Here is an 18,396-nt window from a genome sequence, read left to right on the forward strand (position 1 = left end):
GGAGAGCAGGATGGCTGGCAAGAAGAACACCGAAAAAGAAGGCAGCTCCTGGATCGGCGGGATCGAGAAGTACTCCCGCAAGATCTGGCTGGCTGGTCTGGGGATCTACTCCAAGGTCGACCAGGATGGTCCCAAGCTGTTCGATTCGCTGGTGAAGGACGGCGAGAAGGCTGAAAAGCAGGCGAAGAAGGATGCCGTTGCGGCCAAGTCGGCGACGACCTCGCGGGTCTCCGATGTGAAGGATCGCGCGCTGGGCAAGTGGAGCGAGCTGGAAGAGGCGTTCGACAAGCGTCTGAACAGTGCAATCTCGCGCCTGGGCGTCCCCAGCCGTAACGAGATCAAGGCGCTGCACCAGCAGGTCGACAGCCTGACCAAGCAGATCGAGAAGTTGACCGGCGCCTCGGTGGCACCGGCGTCCAAGGCTGCCGCGAGCAAGACCGCTGCCAAGCCGTTGGCCAAGGCTGCGGCAAAACCCGCCGCAAAACCCGCCGCCAAGCCGGCTGCCAAGACTGCGGCGGCAAAACCGGCTGCCAAGCCTGCAGTTAAGGCCGCTGCGGCAAAACCTGCAGCCAAGACCGCTGCGGCGAAGCCGGCTGCCAAGCCTGCTGCAGCCAAACCGGCCGCCAAGCCCGCTGCCAAACCGGCTGCAGCCAAGAAACCTGCAGTGAAGAAAGCCCCGGCCAAGCCTGCGGCCGCGAAACCGGTCGCTGCCAAGCCCGCAGCTCCGGCCGCTGCTGCGGCGCCAGCACCGAGCGCCGTACCGGCTGGCAATACGCCGTCGGCACCGGTGAGTTCAGCCGGCCAAAGCTGATACCGCGGCGTGCGTTTCGCGGGCAAGCCCGCTCCTACAGGTAACAGCACCGTATTCAGAAGTTACGAGGGCTGTTGTGGGAGCGGCGGTTCGCCGCTGCGACTTGCCCGCGAATGCGTCAGTGGCAACAGCGCAAGTCCAGCCCCTACACTTCCAGATATTTCCCCGCCAACTGCTCCGCCGCCCTGCGCGCCGGCTCCTGCAGATGCGGCGCCACCAGCATCATCACCTGGTACACCACGATCCCCACATCGCCCTCGCGTCCCAGTACCCGCTGGTAATCCAGCGAGAACAGCAGCGTCAGCGTGATCTGCTCCACCAGTTGCCCCAGCGCCTGAGTCTCGCTCACCACCAATCCCTGGCTCTTCAGGCTGGCCAGCAACGCTGCCAGGGTACGCTTGACCGCATTGATCAGCCCGCGCATGCCGCGCGCCAGCTTGGGCAGGCGGCCGGTCAGGTTCGAGAGGTCCTGGAACAGGAAGCGGTACTGCGACATGCGCTCGACGATCAGGTGCAGGAACAGCCAGTAGTCCTCGGCATCCAGGCGCACCTCCAGTGGTGGATCGAGCAGCGGCATCAACTCGTCTTCGAAGCGCTCGAACAGGCCTATGACCAGCGGCTCTTTGCCGTGGAAGTGGTAGTAGAGGTTGCCCGGGCTGATGCCCAGCTCGTTGGCGATCTCCAGGGTCGAGACGTTCGGCTCGCCCTGGCGGTTGAACAGCTCCAGGGCGCAAGCCAGGATGCGGTCGCGGGTCTTCATGGGCTCAGCGTGCCATTACATAGGTGCCAGGGGCCGGCCCGAGCGGTGGGTAGGATGGCGTGCCCAGTTCGGCCTTCGGCGGCCTGAGGCTGCCTGAGCGGCGTGTGATCCATTCCAGCCACTGCGGCCACCAGGTGCCGTCGCTGCGGGTGGCATCGTGGAACCAGGCGCGTGGGTCGCTGGAGAGCCGAGGGTTTTCCAGGTAATAGGCCTTGGGGTTGCCGGGTGGGTTGATGATGCTCTGGATGTGCCCGCTGTGCGACAGCACGAAGCGGCGCTCGCCGCCCAGCAGCAGGGCCGAGCGGTACACCGCGTCCCAAGGGGTGATGTGATCGTTGCTGCCGGCCACGGTGAAGCTGTCGACCGTGACTTGCCCGAGGTCGATCGGGGTGCCGCACACCTCCAGGCCGCCCGGCTGCACCAGCGGGTTGAGCTTGAAGAAGTCCAGCAACTCGCCGTGCAGGGCGGCAGGCAGGCGGGTGTTATCGGCGTTCCAGTAGAGGATGTCGAAGGCCGGTGGTGTCTTGCCGAGCAGGTAGTTGTTGACCCAGTAGTTCCAGATCAGGTCGTTGGGGCGCATCCAGGCGAAGATGCGCGCCACTTCGCCGCCGTCCAGCACGCCGCGCTGGTAGGAGCGGCGCTTGGAGGCTTCGAGTGTCTGTTCGTCGGCGAACAGGCTGGCAGGGCTGTCGAACTGGGTGTCGAGCAGGCTCACCAGGTAGGTGGCGCTGCGCACTTTGCGCAAGCGCCCCTTGACCTGCAGATGCCCCTGCAGCGCGGCCATGGTCAGCCCGCCGGCACAGGCGCCCATGAGGTTGGGATCGCGGTTGCCGCTGATGCTGCGACAGGCGTCCAGCGCTTCCTCCAGCGCCTGGACGTAGCTCGACAGGCCCCATTCGCGGTGGCATGGGTCGGGGTTGCGCCAACTGACCATGAACACCTGCAGGCCGTTCTTGAGCATGTATTGCACGAAGCTGTTGGTCGGCCCCAGGTCGAACACGTAGAACTTGTTGATCTGCGGCGGCACCACCAGCAGGGGGCGGGTGTACTGTTTCTCGCTCATCGGCTTGTACTGGATCAGTTCCAGCAGCTCGTTGCGAAACACCACCGCGCCAGGGGTGGCGGCCAGGTTGCTGCCGACTTCGAAGGCGCGATCGTCGACCTGGCGCGGCAGGCCGTCGTTGTGGCGCAGGTCGTCGAGCAGGTGGGCGAGACCGCGCACCACGCTCTGGCCACCAGTGTTGAGCATCTCCTTGATCGCCAGTGGGTTGAGCAGCGAGTTGCTTGGCGACACGGCATCGGTGAGCAGGTTGAACAGAAAGTGCGCGCGGGCTCGGTCGTCATCGTCCAGCGAGCTTTCCTCGATCCACTGACGGGTCTGCTTCTGCCACGCCAGGTAGGCCTGCAGGCCGCGCCGGTAGAAGGGGTTCTGGCTCCAGGTCGGATCGCTGAATCGCGCGTCCCGGGGGTGCGGCTGGTGGGGTGTGTCGCCGAGCAGCACGCGGCCCAGCTGGCCACCGAGGTTCAGCAGGTGGTGGGCGGTGTGCAGCGGGTTGCGCAGGCCGATGCGTCCGACCTGACGCAGGGTCGAGATCAGGTCGCGGCCGCGCAGGCCGGCGATGGCGTTCTGCACGTTCATGCTGGTGGCCGGGATCAGTGTCGTCCCCTTTGCCGGTTTGTCCTTCATGGCAACAATCCCTCGTCGATCCTTGTCTGCGGTGTCGCCTTCGCGGGCAAGCCCGCTCCCACCTGCACCGGATCCGTGGGAGCGGGCTTGCCCGCGAAGGCAGCACCGCCGAGTAACTGAATGTCCTAGCGCCCGCTCACCTCCGAGCCACCGGCCGCGGATGCATGACCGCACGCTGGCGCTCTTCCTGGAGGAATTTCATGATGATCGGAGCGACGGCCTCGGCGCGGGTAATCAGAAAAAGATGGCCGTCGTCGATTATGTGTAGCTGGGCATTGGGAATCCGCCAGGCCAGCAGGCGCATGTTGATCAGCGGAATCAACGGGTCATCGTCGCCGGCCAGCACCAGGGTCGGCTGGTGGATCTTGTGCAGCCAGTGGATGCTCGTCCAGCCAAGCCCGGCGAACAGTTGCCAGTAGTAGCCGGTCTTGCCGCCGGAACGCACCTTGGAGGCGTGGTGCAGCGCCAGATCCGGGTCGCGGCGGAAGGCGCCGCCATAAATCATCGGTGCGATGCGGATCACGTGCGATGGCTGCACATAGCGCCGCGGGCTGGCCATCATCCACAGCACCTTGGGCTTGCCGGGCACCATGAAGGCCCCGGCGGCAGTGGCGGCGAGCACCAGTTTCTTGCAGCGCTCGGGATAGTCGTGGGCAAACTGCTGGGCCAGCGCCCCGCCCCAGGACACGCCGATGACATTGACCTGGCCGTAGTCCAGGTAGTCGAGCATGCGTGCGGTGAGCTTGGCCAGGCCCGGAAAGCGGTAGGGGTGGCGGGGCGTCGAGGAGCCGCCGACACCGGGGACGTCGAAGGCGATGACTTCCAGGTCCGGGTCCAGCGCCTCGATGAACGGGAACACCAGCTCGAGGTTGGCGCCAATGCCGTTGAAGATCAGCAGCGGCGTCAGATGTGGCTTGCCGGGGCGGACGGCGGTGCGGATGGACTGGTTGTCCAGCTCGACGGTCCTGAATACGTAGGGTTGCGACATGCGCCTGACTCTGTGATGAATGAAGCGCCGCGGCCCGCCGGGTGGCCGCGGCGGTGCGACTCAACGCTCGTGCACGTAGGTTCCCGGGGCCGCTTCGCCCGCGCTGTAGGCGCGATTGCCCAGGCGCGTCGGCGCCTTCTTCAGCTCTCCGGCGCGCTCGCCCAGCCAGGTCTGCCAGTGCAGCCACCAGGAGTCGGCGTGCTTGATCGCGTTCTCCTGCCAGGCCAACGGGTCGTCCGGGCGGTCTTCACCGGTCAGGAAACGCGCCTTGGGGTTGCCTGGCGGGTTGAGGATGCTCTGGATATGGCCGCTGTTGGAGAGCACGAACTCGATCTTGCCGCCGAACAGGTGCGCCGAGCGGTAGCACGACTGCCAGGGGGTGATGTGGTCGGCGGTGCCGGCGACGCTGTAGATATCGCACTGCACTTTCTTCAGGTCGATGGCGGTGCCGCAGACTTCCAGCGCGTCGGCGCGGGTCAGCGGGTTGGTCTTGAACATCTCGATCAGGTCGCCGTGGAAGGCGGCCGGCAGGCGTGTGGTGTCATTGTTCCAGAACAGGATGTCGAAGATCGGCGGCTCGTTGCCGAGCAGGTAGTTGTTGACCCAGTAGTTCCAGATCAGGTCGTTGGGGCGCATCCAGGCGAACACCTTGGCCATGTCGCTGCCTTCGAGCACGCCGGCCTGGTAGGAGTGGCGCTTGGCGGCTTCGAGGGTCTGTTCGTCGACGAACAGTGCCACTTGGGTATCGACCGTGGTGTCGAGCACGCTCACCAGCAAGGTCAGCGAGTTGACCTTGGTTTCGCCCAACGCGGCGTAGTGGCCCAGCAGTGCGGTACAGGTGATGCCGCCGGAGCAGGCACCGAGCATGTTCAGGTCCTTGGCGCCGGTGATCGCCAGCACCGCGTCCACCGCTTCCTTAAGGGCGTCGATGTAGGTCGACAGGCCCCACTCGCGCTGGGCCTTGGTCGGGTTGCGCCAACTGATGATGAAGGTCTGCTGGTTGGAGCGCAGGCAGAAGCGCGCCAGGCTCTTTTCCGGGCTCAGGTCGAATACGTAGAACTTGTTGATCTGCGGCGGCACCACCAGCAGCGGGCGGCTGTGCACCTGCTCGGTGATCGGCCGGTACTGGATCAGCTCCAGCACGTCGTTGCGAAACACCACCGAACCTTCGCTGGTGCCGAGGTTCTTGCCGACCTCGAAGGCTTCCATGTTCACCTGGCTGGGCATGCCGCCATTGTTGACCATGTCCTTGGCGAGGTTGGACAGGCCGTCGAGCAGGCTCTTGCCGCCGGTCTCGAAGAAGCGTTTGACCGCCTGGGGGTTGGCCAGCGTGTTGGTCGGCGCCATGGCTTCGGTCATCAGGTTGATGACGAACTGGCCGCGGCTGACATCCTGGGGCGACAGGTCGCTCTCGGCGATCCAGTCGTTGAGCTCCTTGCGCCAGGCCAGGTAGGTCTGCAGGTAGCGGCGATAGAGCGGATTCTGGCTCCAGGCCGGATCGCTGAAGCGACGGTCGTCGCTCTCGGGATGCAGGCTGGACTTGCCCAGCAGCACGTTTTTCAGCTCCAGGCCGAAATGTGCCACATGCTTGGCGCTGTGCAACGGCTGACGCACCGCCTGGCGCAACACGGTGCGCGCGGAACTCAGCAGGTCCTTGCGACGAATGCCGATGACCGGATTCAGGCCGAGGGTGTTTTCCGAGGCCTGTTTCTGCAGCTCATCGTTGTTCTTGTTACTCATCTACGACGCTCCGTTGTCCTGAGACGAGTACCGGCTGCCTGTGGCGGGTACACAGACGACCGCCCGGTACTGCTGCTCGGGTGACCAGTGATAACGAACAGATGCAGGAACTTGCCAGCCCCATTGGTTACCCGACTTTCATGTAATGCGCAAGACAGCCAGTCATTGGCTGTCTGTAAGTCATTCAAACAAAACGCATTAGAAAATGCGCTCTAACGTCTGGAAGACTTGACCTAGAGCATCAGCTTGACCACCGACTCGACCGGATCGCGGGATTTGCCGGCCTTGTGCAGTTCGTCGAGGTACTCGGCCCACAGCTGCTCCTGGCGCAGGCACAGTTGCTCGAGGTATTCCCAGGTGAACAGACCGCTGTCGTGGCCGTCGTCGAAGGTCAGTTTCAAGGCATATTGGCCGGCAGGTTCCAGGCCGCTGAGGCCGACGTTGATCTTGCCGAACTGCAGGATGGGATTGCCGTGGCCCTGGACCTCGGCGGAGGGGGAGTGCACGCGCAGGAACTCGGCGGGCAGGTGATAGACCTCGCCGGGGGCGTAGGTGAGTGTCAGGGTTTTCGAGGCTTTGTGCAGGTTGATGGCGGTGGGGAGGCGGGCCATGGGGGAATCTCTCGGGAGCTGATGGAACAAGCTTCCAGCTTCTGGTGGAGGGATTCAAGGGCCCATTCGCGGGCAAGTCCGCTCCCACAGGGGCACCCTACACCTTGGCATTGTGGTGACCCCTGGGGAGCGGGCTCGCCCGCGGTGGTGGTATTACAGGATGTAACGCGACAGGTCTTCGTTCTGCGCCAGCTCACCGAGGTGGCTGTTCACATAGGCGGCGTCGATGTTGATCGGCGTCTCGTCATGGGCGCTGGCCAGGTCGCCGGCACTGAACGATACCTCTTCGAGCAGGCGCTCGAGCAGGGTGTGCAGGCGGCGGGCACCGATGTTCTCGGTCTTCTCGTTGACCTGGAAGGCGATCTCGGCCAGGCGCTTGATGCCTTCGTCGGCGAAGGCGATGTTCAGGCCTTCGGTCTTGAGCAGCTCGCGGTACTGTTCGGTGAGCGAGGCGTGCGGCTCCTTGAGGATGCGCTCGAAGTCCTGCGGCGTCAGGGCCTTGAGCTCGACACGGATCGGCAGGCGGCCCTGCAGCTCTGGTACCAGGTCGCTCGGCTTGCTCAGGTGGAACGCACCGGAGGCGATGAACAGGATGTGGTCGGTCTTGACCATGCCCAGCTTGGTGTTGACCGTGCAGCCTTCGATCAGCGGCAACAGGTCGCGTTGTACGCCTTCGCGGGACACATCGGCGCCGCCGACGTTGCCGCGCTTGGCCACCTTGTCGATCTCGTCGATGAACACGATGCCATGCTGCTCGACGGCTTCCAGGGCCTTGGCCTTGAGCTCTTCCTCGTTGACCAGGCGGCTTGCCTCCTCGTCACGGACCATCTTCAGCGCTTCCTTGACCTTCAGCTTGCGCGCCTTGCGCTTGCCCTTGCCCATGTTGGCGAACAGGCTCTGCAGCTGGTTGGTCATCTCTTCCATGCCGGGCGGCGCGGCGATTTCGACGCCCACCGCATCGGCGACTTCGATCTCGATTTCCTTGTCGTCCAGCTGGCCTTCACGCAGGCGCTTGCGGAACAGCTGGCGGGTGTTGGAGTCGCTGCTGGACTGCTGGGCTTCCTCGTTGAAGCTGCTGACCCGCGCCTGCGGCAGCAGGGCATCGAGGATGCGGTCTTCGGCGGCGTCTTCGGCGCGGTGGCGCACACGGACGATTTCCTGCTCGCGCAGCATCTTCAGCGCAGCATCGGCCAGGTCGCGGATGATCGACTCGACATCACGGCCAACGTAGCCGACTTCGGTGAACTTGGTCGCTTCGACCTTGATGAACGGCGCATTGGCGAGCTTGGCCAGGCGCCGGGCGATTTCGGTCTTGCCGACGCCGGTAGGGCCGATCATCAGGATGTTCTTGGGGGTGACTTCGGCACGCAGCTCGGCAGGCAGCTGCATGCGCCGCCAGCGGTTGCGCAGGGCGATGGCGACGGCACGCTTGGCGTCGTCCTGGCCGATGATGTGGCGGTTGAGTTCGTGGACGATCTCGCGGGGGGTCATGGACATGGTGAATTGGGTCCTTGGGCGTAGTGAGTCAGCGCGGGAAAAAGTCCCGCCGTGAGCGGGACACCAGATCAGCTGATCACTCGGCCAGGTCCTGCTCCTCGATGGTCAGGTTGTGGTTGGTGAACACACAGATGTCACCGGCGATATTCAGTGCGGTCTCGGCGATTTCGCGGGCCGAGAGATCGGTCTTGTTCAGCAGGGCGCGGGCTGCGGCCTGGGCGTAGGCGCCACCGGAACCCATGGCGATCAGGCCGTCCTCGGGTTCGACCACGTCACCGTTGCCGGTGATGATCAGCGAGGCGTCCTTGTTGGCCACGGCGAGCATGGCTTCCAGGCGGCTCAGCGAGCGATCGGTGCGCCACTCCTTGGCCAGTTCGACGGCGGCACGCACCAGGTGCCCGGAGTGCTTCTGCAGTTGCGCTTCGAAGCGCTCGAACAGGGTGAAGGCGTCGGCGGTGGCGCCGGCAAAGCCTGCGATGACCTCGCCGTTGTACAGGCGACGGACCTTCTTGGCGTTGCCTTTCATCACGGTGTTGCCGAGGGATACCTGGCCGTCGCCGCCCATGACGACTTTGCCGTGGCGGCGGACTGAAACGATGGTGGTCAAGAGAGAGTCTCCACGCAGCGGGGCGAAAATGCCTGTTGCAGACTCATATGGGGGGAGGGGGGGAGGATTTCAACCTGAGGGGATGAGTGGTGGTTGTGCCGGCCCTATCGCGGGGCAAGCCCGCTCCCACAAGGAAGGTGTGATCCCTGTGGGAACGGGCTTGCCCCGCGATGGGGGTTGCTCAGGCTTCGTGGCAGACATGCCCATCGACCAGGGTGTAGCGCACCGCACCCGGCAGGCAATGCCCGATGAACGGGCAGTTTTCACCACGGGAGAACCACTGCTCGCCGGCGACGGTGGAGGCGCTCGGGTCGAACAGTACCAAGTCTGCCGCACCACCGACCTTCAGCTCGCCCGCCGGCAGGCGCAGCGCCTGGGCCGGGCCACTGGACAGCCGCGCCAGCAGGGTCGGCAGGTCGAGCAGGCCGTCCTCGACCAGGGTCATGGCCAGCGGCAGCAGCAGTTCGACACTGCTGATCCCGGCTTCGGTGGCGCCGAACGGTGCCAGCTTGGCGTCGCGCTCGTGGGGCTGGTGGTGGCTGGAGATCGCCTGGATGACCCCCGACTTCACCGCCTCGCGCAGGCCATCGCGGTCAGCCGGGGTGCGCAGCGGCGGCTGTACGTGGTACAGGCTGGAGAAGTCGCGCAGCGCTTCGTCGGTGAGGATCAGCTGGTACAGCGCCACATCGGCGGTGACCGGCAGCCCCAGTTGCTGGGCCTGGGCGATCAGCCGTGCACCGCGGGCGCTGGTGATCTGGGTGAAGTGCGCTCGCACGCCGGTCTGCTCGACCAGCAGCAGGTTGCGCGCCAGGGCCACGGTTTCGGCGGTTTCCGGAATGCCCGGCAAGCCGAGGAAGCTGGCCATGGCACCTTCGTGGGCCAGGCCTCCGGCTGACAGGTCGCGGTCCTGGGAGTGGAACACCACGGTCAGGTCGAAGGTGGCGGCATATTCCAGGGCGCGGGCCAGGGTCCGGTTGTTGGGGATCTCCTTGAGGCCGTTGCCGAAGGCCACGCAGCCGGTGTCGCGCAGGGCCACCAGCTCGGCCAGTTGCTCGCCTTCAAGGCCCTTGGTCAGGGCGCCGATCGGGTAGACCTTGCTGTTGGCTGCTTCGCGGGCGCGGTCGAGAATCAGTTCCGCGACGGCCGAGGTGTCGAGCACAGGTTTTGTCTGCGGCGGGCAGCACAGGCTGGTGACGCCGCCGGCCACGGCTGCGCGGGTCTCGCTGGCAATGTTGCCCTTGCGGCTGTAGCCCGGCTCGCGCAGGGCGACGTCCAGGTCGACCAGGCCGGGGGCGGCGACCAGGCCGTCGGCCTGGATCGTGCGGCTGGCGCTGAAGCCTGCTGGTGCGGCGCCGATGGCAAGGATGCGACCGTTTTCCAGGTGCAGGTCGGTGATCTGGTCCAGGCCGCTGCTGGGATCGATGACCCGTGCGCCGATGATGCTGATGGTCACAGGGCGTTCTCCTGGTCGAGTTGACGTTGCGCGTTCTGGCCGCTCATGGCCATCGACAGCACGGCCATGCGCACGGCGATGCCGTAGGTCACCTGGTTGAGGATCACCGAGTGCTTGCCGTCGGCCACCGCCGATTCGATTTCCACGCCCCGATTGATCGGGCCCGGGTGCATGACGATGGCGTCCGGCTTGGCGCCGGCCAGGCGTGCGGTGGTCAGCCCGAACAGGCGGTAGAACTCGCCCTCGCTGGGCAGCAGGCCACCGGCCATGCGTTCACGCTGCAGGCGCAGCATGATCACCACGTCGACGTCTTTCAGACCCTCGGCCAGGTCGGTGTAGACCTTGACGCCGTACTGCTCGATACCGATCGGGATCAGCGTCTTCGGGCCGATCACACGGATGTCCGGGCAACCCAGGGCCTTGAGCGCGAGCATGTCGGAGCGGGCCACGCGCGAATGCAGGATATCGCCGACGATCGCCACCGAAAGGTTTTCGAAGCTGCCTTTGTGCCGACGGATGGTCAGCATGTCGAGCATGCCCTGGGTCGGGTGGGCGTGTCGGCCATCGCCGCCGTTGATCACCGCGACTTCCGGGCACACGTGCTCGGCAATGAAGTGCGCGGCGCCGGAGTCGGAGTGGCGTACGACGAACATGTCGGCCGCCATGGCTTCCAGGTTGCGCAGGGTATCGAACAGGGTCTCGCCCTTGCTGGTCGAGGAGGTCGACACGTTCAGGCTGATCACGTCGGCCGAGAGGCGCTGGGCGGCCAGTTCGAAGGTGGTGCGGGTACGGGTGGAGTTCTCGAAGAACACGTTGCACACGGTCTTGCCGCGCAGCAATGGGACCTTCTTGACGGCCCGGGCGCCGACTTCGAGGAAGGAGTCGGCGGTGTCGAGGATCTCGGTGAGCAGTTCGCGGGGCAAACCGTCGAGCGAGAGGAAATGGCGTAGCTGGCCCTGATCGTTGAGCTGCAGCGGGCGCTTGGCGTCGAATGGCGTCATCGCGGGGGACTCTTAAAGGGCGGATGCGGGGGCGAGGTCCTGGCGCTCGAGGGCGAGCGGGGCGGGTCCGGTCAATTTTACCCGTTCATGGGCCGCCAGGGACAGCGTTGCGCCGAGCACATTCGGGCGGATCGGCAATTCGCCTGCATCCAGGTCGAGCAGGCAGACCAGGGTCACGCTGGCCGGGCGCCCATAGTCGAACAGCTCGTTGAGCGCTGCGCGGATGGTGCGACCGCTCATCAGCACGTCATCCACCAGCACCAGGTGCTGGCCTTCGATCTCGAACGGCAGCTCGGATGGACGCACCTGCGGGTGCAGGCCGTTCTGGCTGAAGTCATCGCGGTAGAACGACACATCGAGGGTGCCCAGCGGGCTTTGGTCGCCAAGCTCCTGCTGCAGCGCCTGGGCGACCCACACGCCACCGGTACGGATGCCGATGAAACGTGGCTCGGTGATGGCGCGGCGCGCCAGGTGGGCGCGAAGGTCGACGGCCATCTGCCGGATCAGGTCGGCGGGATTGGGTAGGCTCATTGCGTGCTCCTTGGGGCGCCGGTATCACCGGCGGCAAAGCGGATGGTCAGGTATTGGCCTCCAGCCAGCCCTGCAGCAGCAGTGCCGCGGCGATGGCGTCGACCGGGTTGTCGCGGTAGCTGCCACGCTGGCCGCCACGGGCCATCTGTTCGCCCTTGGCCTCGAAGGTGGTCAGGCGTTCATCGTGGGTGTGCACCGGCAGGTTGTAGCGTCCGTGCAGGCGGCGGGCGAACTTCTCCGCGCGTTCGCTCATCTCGCTGGGCGTGCCGTCCATGTTCAGCGGCAGGCCGACGACGATGGCGTCGGGTTTCCATTCCTTGATCAGTTTCTCGACCTGGTTCCAGTCCGGCACACCGTTCTGTGCCTTGAGCGTACACAGTTCGCGGGCCTGGCCAGTGATGACCTGGCCGACGGCGACGCCGATCTGGCGGGTGCCGTAGTCGAAGCCCAGCAGCAGGCGCAGCTCGGCCATCAGGCGTGCCCTGCCTGGCTGGTCAGCAGGCTGAGGTTGATCCCCAGGCTTTGCGCGGCGGCCTGCAGGCGCTGCTCGCAGGCCATGCCGAAGAGGATCTCGGGGTCGAACGGGCAGTTGAGCCAGGCGTTATCGGCCAGTTCCGCCTCGAGCTGCCCGGCTTCCCAGCCGGCGTAGCCCAGGGTGATCAGGCTCTGCTTCGGGCCGACGCCCTCGGCGATGGCGAACAGCACATCCTGAGATGTCGACAGCGACAGGCCTTGCAGCTCGATGGTGGCCTGGTAGCTGCATTCGGCGCTGTGCAGGACGAAGCCGCGGTCGGTCTGCACCGGGCCGCCCTGGTAGATCGGGATCTGCAGGGTGCTGGCAGGCGGCTCCTCATCCGGGCGCAACTGCTCGAGGATATCGGCCAGGTTCAGCTCCTGCGGGCGATTGACCACCAGGCCCATGGCGCCGTTGGCGTTGTGCTCGACGATGTAGGTGAGGGTCTGGGCAAAGTTCGGATCGGCCATGTGCGGCATGGCAATCAGGAACTGGTGCTTGAGGTAGCTCGGCGTGAGGGTTTTCATGAGGGGTAGTGTGGCGTCAGGTGGCGAGGCTGACAAGCTGGCTGTGCTGTGTCGGTATCGGCCCTGTCGCGGCACAGCCCGTACCGGTCAATTGCTCGACAACCGGTCCCCACGCGCGAAGCGCCAGGTGCGGATGATCTCCAGTCGGTCGAACTCCGCCAGATCCCCGGTGAACGGCGCAAACGGGGCCGCCAGGCGCACGATGCGCTGGGCGGCCTGGTCCAGCACCGGTTGCCCGGAGGATTCGAGCACCAGCACTTCATACAGCGAACCGTCGCGGTTGATCGACACCATCATCCGCAGGCTGCCGTACATCTGCTGGCGCCGGGCTTCTTCCGGGTAGTTGAGGTTGCCGATGCGCTCGACTTTCTTGCGCCACTCCTCTTTGTACCAGGCGCCTTTGTCGCGCATGGTCGAGGCGGCGTTGAGGCGATGGATGCGTGGACGCTTGGCATACAGCTGCTGTTCGTTGGACAGCTCGGCTTCGAGGCTGGCGATCTGGCTCGAAAGCTGCGAGCTGTCGAAGTCCGGCACAGGCGCGGGAGGCTTGGGTTGAGGCTTGCTTTCCTTTGGCGCGGTCTCGGCTTTCTGCGGTTTCGGCGCCTTGGTGGTCACCACTGACTTTTCCGGCGCCGCAGGCGTTTCCGGCCGGGCCGCAGGGGGTGGGGTGATCTTGTTGACCTTGCTGTCCTGGAACGGCGCCACCTCGGTGGTGGTGGGCACGGCTTTCTTGTCCAGGGTGCCACTGCCCTGCTGGTTGTCCTGGGCCTGGTAGTCGGCTTTTTCGGGCGGCTTTTCGCGCTTGAAGGTGGCCAGGGTGATGTCCATGGTCTGGCGGATTTCGGCGGGCTTGACCACGCTGAAGCCCACCCCGAGGATCAGCGCCAGGTGCACCAGCGCGGCCAGGAAAAGCGCGAAGCCGAGCCGGTCCACCGGGCGAACGCGCGGTGGCAGCAGGTCGGAGGGGATGTCGGCAGGCAGCGTCATCGGGTATCCAGCAACCGCAGTGGGGCAGCAGGTCGAGTGAAATGGACCGGCATCATACCCCACTCCAGGGTTTTGCTCCGCGTCGGCGGTCAGCGCGCCTTGAGCTTGCGATCAATGGCGTCCATCAGCTGGCCGCCGATATTGGTGTTGTAGGCCGCATCGATCTCGCGGATGCAGGTCGGGCTGGTGACGTTGATCTCGGTCAGCGAGTCGCCAATCACGTCCAGGCCGACGAACAGCAGGCCCTTTTCGCGCAGGGTCGGGCCGACCTGGGCGGCGATCCAGCGGTCGCGCTCGGTCAGCGGACGGGCTTCGCCACGGCCGCCGGCGGCCAGGTTGCCTCGGGTCTCGCCGCTGGCCGGGATGCGTGCCAGGCAGTAGGGCACCGGCTCGCCGTCGATCATCAGGATGCGCTTGTCGCCATCGACGATCTGCGGCAGGTAGGCCTGCGCCATGATCTGCTGGTGGCCATGCTGGGTCAGGGTTTCGAGGATCACCGAGAGGTTCGGGTCGCCCTGGCGGTGGCGGAACACCGACGCGCCGCCCATGCCGTCGAGCGGCTTGAGGATCACATCGCCATGGGTGGTGGCGAAGGCGCGCAGGATGTCGGCGCGGCGGCTGACCAGGGTCGGCGCCATGCACTGCGGGAACTGGGTGGCGAACAGCTTCTCGTTGCAGTCGCGCAGGCTCTGCGGCTTGTTGACGATCAGCACGCCTTCGCGCTCGGCCTGCTCCAGCAGGTAGGTGCTGTAGACGAACTCCATGTCGAAGGGTGGATCCTTGCGCATCAGGATCACATCCAGCTCGCTCAACGCGCTGTCCTGCTCATCGCCCAGTTCGAACCAGCGCGCCGGATCGGCGAACACCTTCAGCGGGCGCATCTGCGCGCGGGCCTGGCCGGCACCCAGGTAGAGGTCGCGCTGTTCCATGTAGAACAGGCTCCAGCCGCGCTCCTGCGCCGCCAGCAGCATGGCCAGCGAGCTGTCCTTCTTGTAGGAAATGGACGCGATGGGGTCCATGACAATCCCGAGGCGAACGCTCATGGGGTAATTCCTCTTGGCGGCAGGTGGCCGCGATGGCACGAAAGAAAAGTGGCTCAGGGTGGCGCCGGGAACGCGGCCGGTCAAGGGGGGAGGCAGATGGAATGCCTACCCGGACTGTGTTAAAAATGCCAGTCAGAGCGCTGCATCGCAGCCCTCGAGGTTTCATTCCTGGCTTGGCGATGGGTGACGCATTTCATGGAACAGCCCCTGAAGGTGATGGTGATCGACGATTCCCGCACCATCCGCCGCACCGCCCAGATGCTGCTGGGCGAGGTGGGTTGCGAGGTGATCACCGCCAGCGACGGTTTCGATGCCCTGGCCAAGATCGTCGATCACAAGCCGCGGATCATCTTCGTCGATGTACTGATGCCGCGCCTGGACGGTTACCAGACCTGCGCGGTGATCAAGCACAACAGTGCGTTCAAGGATATCCCGGTGATCCTGCTGTCCTCGCGTGATGGCCTGTTCGACAAGGCCCGCGGCCGGGTGGTCGGCTCCGATCAGTTCCTCACCAAACCGTTCAGCAAGGAAGAACTGCTCGACGCGATCCGTGCCCACGTGCCCGGATTCGCCGTGCAGGCACAACACGCACCCTGACCGCGCCCGCCCTGGCGCGGTCTTCATTTTCCTGATGGGGAAACCGTATGGCCCGAGTGCTGATTGTCGACGACTCGCCGACAGAGATGTACAGATTGACCGAATGGCTCGAAAAGCATGGCTACCAGGTGCTCAAGGCCAGCAACGGTGCCGATGGCGTGGCCCTGGCCCGCCAGGACAAGCCGGATGCGGTGCTGATGGACATCGTCATGCCCGGCATGAACGGCTTCCAGGCCACCCGTCAGCTCAGCAAGGACCCGGAAACCAGCGCCATCCCGGTGATCGTGGTCACCACCAAGGACCAGGAAACCGACCGCATCTGGGCCACGCGCCAGGGTGCCCGCGATTTCCTGACCAAGCCGGTGGAAGAAGACGCGCTGATCGCCAAGCTCAAAGAGGTGCTGGGCGCTTGACCACGCGCCCCCAGGGTGCGTCGCTGACCGCCTTCGAGCTGTTGCTGGACATCGACCGCCGCTGCCGCCTCTTGGTGGCCGACCAGCCGCTGCAGGACACGCGCCTGCAGCAGTGGAGCGGTATCGGCTTTCGCATCGCCGGGCAGTGGTTCGTCGCCCCCATGGGTGAGGTGGCCGAAGTGTTGCGCGAGCCGCGCAGCAGCCGGGTGCCTGGGGTGCAGCCATGGGTGTGCGGCGTGGCCAACCTGCGCGGTCGCCTGCTGCCGGTGATGGACCTGTCGGCGTTCTTCGGCCTTGGGCCGGCGGCCTCGGGCAAGCAGCGCCGCGTGCTGGTGCTGGACCATGACGACCTGTTCGTCGGCTTGCTGGTGGACGAAGTGGTCGGCTTGCAGCATTTCGACCTGAGCAGCCTGGAGCTGTCGCCGCCGCAACCACTGATCCGCGCCGCGGCGCGTTTCGTCCAGGGGCATTTCCCCCGTGAGCGCAACTGGGCGATCTTCAGCCCCTTCGCCCTGGCCCAGGCGCCGGGCTTTCTCGATGTGGCGTTGTAGAGGACCCTGCGACAGTGAACAAGCCCGCTCCAACCGTCGTTCCCGAAGCCGTGGCCCAGCGCCCGCGCAGCACGGCGCAGATCACCGTACTGTTCGTGGTGCTGATCCTGTCGATCGTGCTGCTGTTCGCCAACTTCGCCTACCTCAATACCCAGTCCAACCACGACAAGCAGTACATCGGCCATGCCGGCGAGCTGCGCGTGCTGTCCCAGCGCATCGCCAAGAACGCCACCGAGGCGGCGGCGGGCAAGGCCCTGGCGTTCAGGCTGCTGTCCGATGCCCGCAACGACTTCGAGCGCCGCTGGAAGTACCTGCGCGAGGGTGACAAGGCCACCGGCCTGCCGCCCGCACCGGCCACGGTGCGCGACGAAATGGACGCGGTGCGCCAGGACTGGGAGAACCTGCGGCGCAACACCGACACCATCCTGGCCAGCGAGCAGACCGTGCTGTCCTTGCACCAGGTGGCGGCAACCCTGGCCGAAACCGTGCCCCAGTTGCAGGTCGAGTACGAAAAGGTAGTGGAAATCCTGCTGCAGAGCGGTGCACCGGCCAGCCAGGTGGCCGTGGCCCAGCGCCAGTTGCTGTTGGCCGAGCGGATTCTCGGTTCGGTCAATACCGTGCTGGCCGGTGACGATACCTCGGTGCAGGCCGCCGACACCTTCGGCCGTGATGCCAGCCGCTTCGGCCAGGTGCTCGAAGGCATGCTCGGCGGCAATCCGGCGATCCAGGTGACCCGTGTCGAAGACCCGGACGCCCGCGCGCGCCTGGCCGAGATCGCCGAGCTGTTCCAGTTCGTTTCCGGCTCGGTCGACGAAATTCTCGAAACTTCACCGGAACTGCTGCGGGTGCGCGAGGCGGCGAGCAATATCTTCAGCCTGTCGCAGACCCTGCTCGACGAAGCCTCGCACCTGGCCAACGGTTTCGAGAACCTCGCCGGGCGCACCCTCGATACCGTCGGCGGCTACGTGCTCGGCCTGCTGGCGCTGGCCTCGATCATCCTCATCGGCCTGGTGATGGTCCGCGCCACCAACCGGCAACTGCGCGACACGGCGGAGAAGAACGAGCGCAACCAGCAGGCGATCATGCGCCTGCTCGATGAAATCGAAGAGCTGGCCGATGGCGACCTGACCGTCACGGTGTCGGTCACCGAGGATTTCACCGGCGCCATCGCCGACTCGATCAACTTCTCGGTAGACCAGTTGCGCGACCTGGTGGCGACCATCAACCACAGTGCCGAGCAGGTTGCCGCTGCGGTGCAGGACACCCAGAACACCGCGCGCCAGCTGGCCAAGGCCTCGGAACACCAGGCCGACCAGATCAGCGAAGCGTCGCTGGCGGTGGGCGACATGGTCGAGTCGATCGACCGGGTTTCCGCCCACGCCTACGAGTCGGCCAAGGTCGCCGAGCGCTCGGTGGCCATCGCCAACAAGGGCAACGAGGTGGTGCACAACACCATCCATGGCATGGACAACATCCGCGAGCAGATCCAGGATACCGCCAAGCGCATCAAGCGTCTGGGCGAGTCTTCCCAGGAAATCGGTGACATTGTCAGCCTGATCGACGACATTGCCGAGCAGACCAACATCCTGGCCCTCAATGCGGCGATCCAGGCCTCGCTGGCGGGTGAAGCCGGGCGCGGCTTCGCCGTGGTCGCCGACGAGGTACAGCGCCTGGCTGAACGCTCGTCGTCGGCGACCCGACAGATCGAAGCACTGGTGCGGACCATCCAGGCCGATACCAACGAAGCGGTGATCTCCATGGAGCAGACCACCGCCGAAGTGGTGCGCGGTGCGCGTCTTGCCCAGGACGCCGGCGTGGCCCTGGCTGAAATCGAGGGCGTGTCGCAGAACCTGGCCGAGCTGATCCACAGCATTTCCGACGCGGCGCAACTGCAGACATCCTCGGCCGGGCAGATTTCCCACACCATGGCGGTGATCCAGCAGATCACCGCGCAGACCTCTGCCGGTTCCGGCGCTACCGCCGACAGCATCCGTCACTTGGCCAGAATGGCCAGCGAGATGCGCCGTTCGGTGTCTGGTTTCACCCTGCCGGCCCCGGCCGAGCGGCGCTGAGGAGAG

19 protein-coding genes are annotated in these 18,396 nt (G+C 65.5%); 5 read left to right on the top strand and 14 right to left on the bottom strand.

Annotated features, from left to right (window positions below):
* Nucleotides 1-10: 10 nt before the first annotated feature.
* A complete protein-coding gene (locus tag AC2CGW_RS16815; protein ID WP_484574329.1) occupies nt 11-811 on the top strand; it encodes a phasin family protein in 801 nt (266 codons plus the stop codon).
* A 145-nt stretch (nt 812-956) separates the two neighbouring features.
* On the opposite strand, the gene AC2CGW_RS16820 is transcribed toward AC2CGW_RS16815, so the two are convergent.
* The 14 genes from AC2CGW_RS16820 to gshB form a co-directional block, all read right to left on the bottom strand.
* Nucleotides 957-1,571, bottom strand: coding sequence for a TetR/AcrR family transcriptional regulator (locus AC2CGW_RS16820; RefSeq protein ID WP_186665807.1), 615 nt, complete (start codon nt 1,569-1,571; stop codon nt 957-959).
* 4 nt (nt 1,572-1,575) lie between these two features.
* A complete protein-coding gene (gene phaC / locus AC2CGW_RS16825) occupies nt 1,576-3,258 on the bottom strand; it encodes a class II poly(R)-hydroxyalkanoic acid synthase (protein ID WP_484574330.1) in 1,683 nt (560 codons plus the stop codon).
* Between the two features lie 136 nt (nt 3,259-3,394).
* Nucleotides 3,395-4,246 carry a poly(3-hydroxyalkanoate) depolymerase gene (gene phaZ, locus AC2CGW_RS16830; protein ID WP_063546564.1) on the bottom strand — a complete coding sequence of 284 codons (852 nt, stop codon included), beginning with the start codon at nt 4,244-4,246 and terminating at the stop codon, nt 3,395-3,397.
* 60 nt (nt 4,247-4,306) lie between these two features.
* A complete protein-coding gene (gene phaC / locus AC2CGW_RS16835; RefSeq protein WP_411383411.1) occupies nt 4,307-5,986 on the bottom strand; it encodes a class II poly(R)-hydroxyalkanoic acid synthase in 1,680 nt (559 codons plus the stop codon).
* Nucleotides 5,987-6,219: 233 nt separating this feature from the next.
* Complete coding sequence (locus AC2CGW_RS16840; protein ID WP_063546560.1) at nt 6,220-6,597, bottom strand: gamma-butyrobetaine hydroxylase family protein; 378 nt, start codon at nt 6,595-6,597, stop codon at nt 6,220-6,222.
* A gap of 153 nt (nt 6,598-6,750) precedes the next feature.
* Nucleotides 6,751-8,094, bottom strand: a complete 1,344-nt coding sequence (gene hslU / locus AC2CGW_RS16845; protein WP_054894846.1) for an ATP-dependent protease ATPase subunit HslU — start codon at nt 8,092-8,094, stop codon at nt 6,751-6,753.
* 76 nt (nt 8,095-8,170) lie between these two features.
* Nucleotides 8,171-8,701 (bottom strand): ATP-dependent protease subunit HslV, encoded by a 531-nt coding sequence (gene hslV / locus AC2CGW_RS16850; RefSeq protein ID WP_012312406.1) that lies wholly within the window; start codon nt 8,699-8,701, stop codon nt 8,171-8,173.
* 181 nt (nt 8,702-8,882) lie between these two features.
* The gene (locus AC2CGW_RS16855) at nt 8,883-10,154 is read right to left on the bottom strand and encodes a dihydroorotase (protein WP_186665814.1); all 1,272 of its coding nucleotides are present in this window, start codon (nt 10,152-10,154) and stop codon (nt 8,883-8,885) included.
* The gene (locus tag AC2CGW_RS16860; protein ID WP_054894843.1) at nt 10,151-11,155 is read right to left on the bottom strand and encodes an aspartate carbamoyltransferase catalytic subunit; all 1,005 of its coding nucleotides are present in this window, start codon (nt 11,153-11,155) and stop codon (nt 10,151-10,153) included. The genes AC2CGW_RS16855 and AC2CGW_RS16860 overlap by 4 nt, the downstream gene beginning before the upstream one ends.
* 12 nt (nt 11,156-11,167) lie before the next feature.
* Nucleotides 11,168-11,686 (bottom strand): bifunctional pyr operon transcriptional regulator/uracil phosphoribosyltransferase PyrR, encoded by a 519-nt coding sequence (pyrR, locus tag AC2CGW_RS16865; protein ID WP_186710250.1) that lies wholly within the window; start codon nt 11,684-11,686, stop codon nt 11,168-11,170.
* 46 nt (nt 11,687-11,732) lie between these two features.
* Nucleotides 11,733-12,158 (bottom strand): Holliday junction resolvase RuvX, encoded by a 426-nt coding sequence (gene ruvX / locus AC2CGW_RS16870; protein ID WP_054894841.1) that lies wholly within the window; start codon nt 12,156-12,158, stop codon nt 11,733-11,735.
* Nucleotides 12,158-12,727, bottom strand: coding sequence for a YqgE/AlgH family protein (locus AC2CGW_RS16875; RefSeq protein WP_186710248.1), 570 nt, complete (start codon nt 12,725-12,727; stop codon nt 12,158-12,160). Before AC2CGW_RS16875 ends, ruvX begins: the two co-directional genes overlap by 1 nt.
* 87 nt (nt 12,728-12,814) lie before the next feature.
* Complete coding sequence (locus AC2CGW_RS16880; RefSeq protein WP_426351523.1) at nt 12,815-13,714, bottom strand: energy transducer TonB; 900 nt, start codon at nt 13,712-13,714, stop codon at nt 12,815-12,817.
* A gap of 89 nt (nt 13,715-13,803) precedes the next feature.
* Nucleotides 13,804-14,757: a glutathione synthase gene (gshB, locus tag AC2CGW_RS16885; RefSeq protein ID WP_186665819.1), complete on the bottom strand. Its 954-nt coding sequence runs from the start codon at nt 14,755-14,757 to the stop codon at nt 13,804-13,806.
* A 195-nt stretch (nt 14,758-14,952) separates the two neighbouring features.
* On the opposite strand from gshB, the gene AC2CGW_RS16890 reads away from it, so the two are divergent.
* From AC2CGW_RS16890 to AC2CGW_RS16905, 4 genes are read left to right on the top strand one after another with little or no spacing between them, the layout of a single operon-like run.
* Nucleotides 14,953-15,354 (top strand): response regulator, encoded by a 402-nt coding sequence (locus tag AC2CGW_RS16890; RefSeq protein WP_065863864.1) that lies wholly within the window; start codon nt 14,953-14,955, stop codon nt 15,352-15,354.
* A 47-nt stretch (nt 15,355-15,401) separates the two neighbouring features.
* Nucleotides 15,402-15,767, top strand: a complete 366-nt coding sequence (gene pilH / locus AC2CGW_RS16895; RefSeq protein WP_012274551.1) for a twitching motility response regulator PilH — start codon at nt 15,402-15,404, stop codon at nt 15,765-15,767.
* Nucleotides 15,764-16,318 (top strand): chemotaxis protein CheW, encoded by a 555-nt coding sequence (locus AC2CGW_RS16900; RefSeq protein WP_065863863.1) that lies wholly within the window; start codon nt 15,764-15,766, stop codon nt 16,316-16,318. Before pilH ends, AC2CGW_RS16900 begins: the two co-directional genes overlap by 4 nt.
* A 50-nt stretch (nt 16,319-16,368) precedes the next feature.
* On the top strand, nt 16,369-18,390 hold the full coding sequence (locus AC2CGW_RS16905) for a methyl-accepting chemotaxis protein (RefSeq protein WP_370671316.1): 2,022 nt from the start codon (nt 16,369-16,371) through the stop codon (nt 18,388-18,390).
* Nucleotides 18,391-18,396 lie beyond the last annotated feature (6 nt).

It is taken from the genome of Pseudomonas sp. SYWMCR5, assembly GCF_057197165.1.

Bases quoted from the DNA above. Each gene is read 5' to 3' on its own strand.
- phaC (WP_411383411.1), bottom strand. From the start codon at position 5,986: ATGAGTAACAAGAACAACGATGAGCTGCAGAAACAGGCCTCGGAAAAC.
- AC2CGW_RS16820 (WP_186665807.1), bottom strand. From the start codon at position 1,571: ATGAAGACCCGCGACCGCATCCTGGCTTGCGCCCTGGAGCTGTTCAAC.
- hslU (WP_054894846.1), bottom strand. From the start codon at position 8,094: ATGTCCATGACCCCCCGCGAGATCGTCCACGAACTCAACCGCCACATC.
- AC2CGW_RS16875 (WP_186710248.1), bottom strand. From the start codon at position 12,727: ATGAAAACCCTCACGCCGAGCTACCTCAAGCACCAGTTCCTGATTGCC.
- AC2CGW_RS16880 (WP_426351523.1), bottom strand. From the start codon at position 13,714: ATGACGCTGCCTGCCGACATCCCCTCCGACCTGCTGCCACCGCGCGTT.
- gshB (WP_186665819.1), bottom strand. From the start codon at position 14,757: ATGAGCGTTCGCCTCGGGATTGTCATGGACCCCATCGCGTCCATTTCC.
- ruvX (WP_054894841.1), bottom strand. From the start codon at position 12,158: ATGGCCGAGCTGCGCCTGCTGCTGGGCTTCGACTACGGCACCCGCCAG.
- AC2CGW_RS16840 (WP_063546560.1), bottom strand. From the start codon at position 6,597: ATGGCCCGCCTCCCCACCGCCATCAACCTGCACAAAGCCTCGAAAACC.
- pilH (WP_012274551.1), top strand. From the start codon at position 15,402: ATGGCCCGAGTGCTGATTGTCGACGACTCGCCGACAGAGATGTACAGA.
- AC2CGW_RS16860 (WP_054894843.1), bottom strand. From the start codon at position 11,155: ATGACGCCATTCGACGCCAAGCGCCCGCTGCAGCTCAACGATCAGGGC.
- phaC (WP_484574330.1), bottom strand. From the start codon at position 3,258: ATGAAGGACAAACCGGCAAAGGGGACGACACTGATCCCGGCCACCAGC.
- AC2CGW_RS16890 (WP_065863864.1), top strand. From the start codon at position 14,953: ATGGAACAGCCCCTGAAGGTGATGGTGATCGACGATTCCCGCACCATC.
- phaZ (WP_063546564.1), bottom strand. From the start codon at position 4,246: ATGTCGCAACCCTACGTATTCAGGACCGTCGAGCTGGACAACCAGTCC.
- pyrR (WP_186710250.1), bottom strand. From the start codon at position 11,686: ATGAGCCTACCCAATCCCGCCGACCTGATCCGGCAGATGGCCGTCGAC.
- AC2CGW_RS16815 (WP_484574329.1), top strand. From the start codon at position 11: ATGGCTGGCAAGAAGAACACCGAAAAAGAAGGCAGCTCCTGGATCGGC.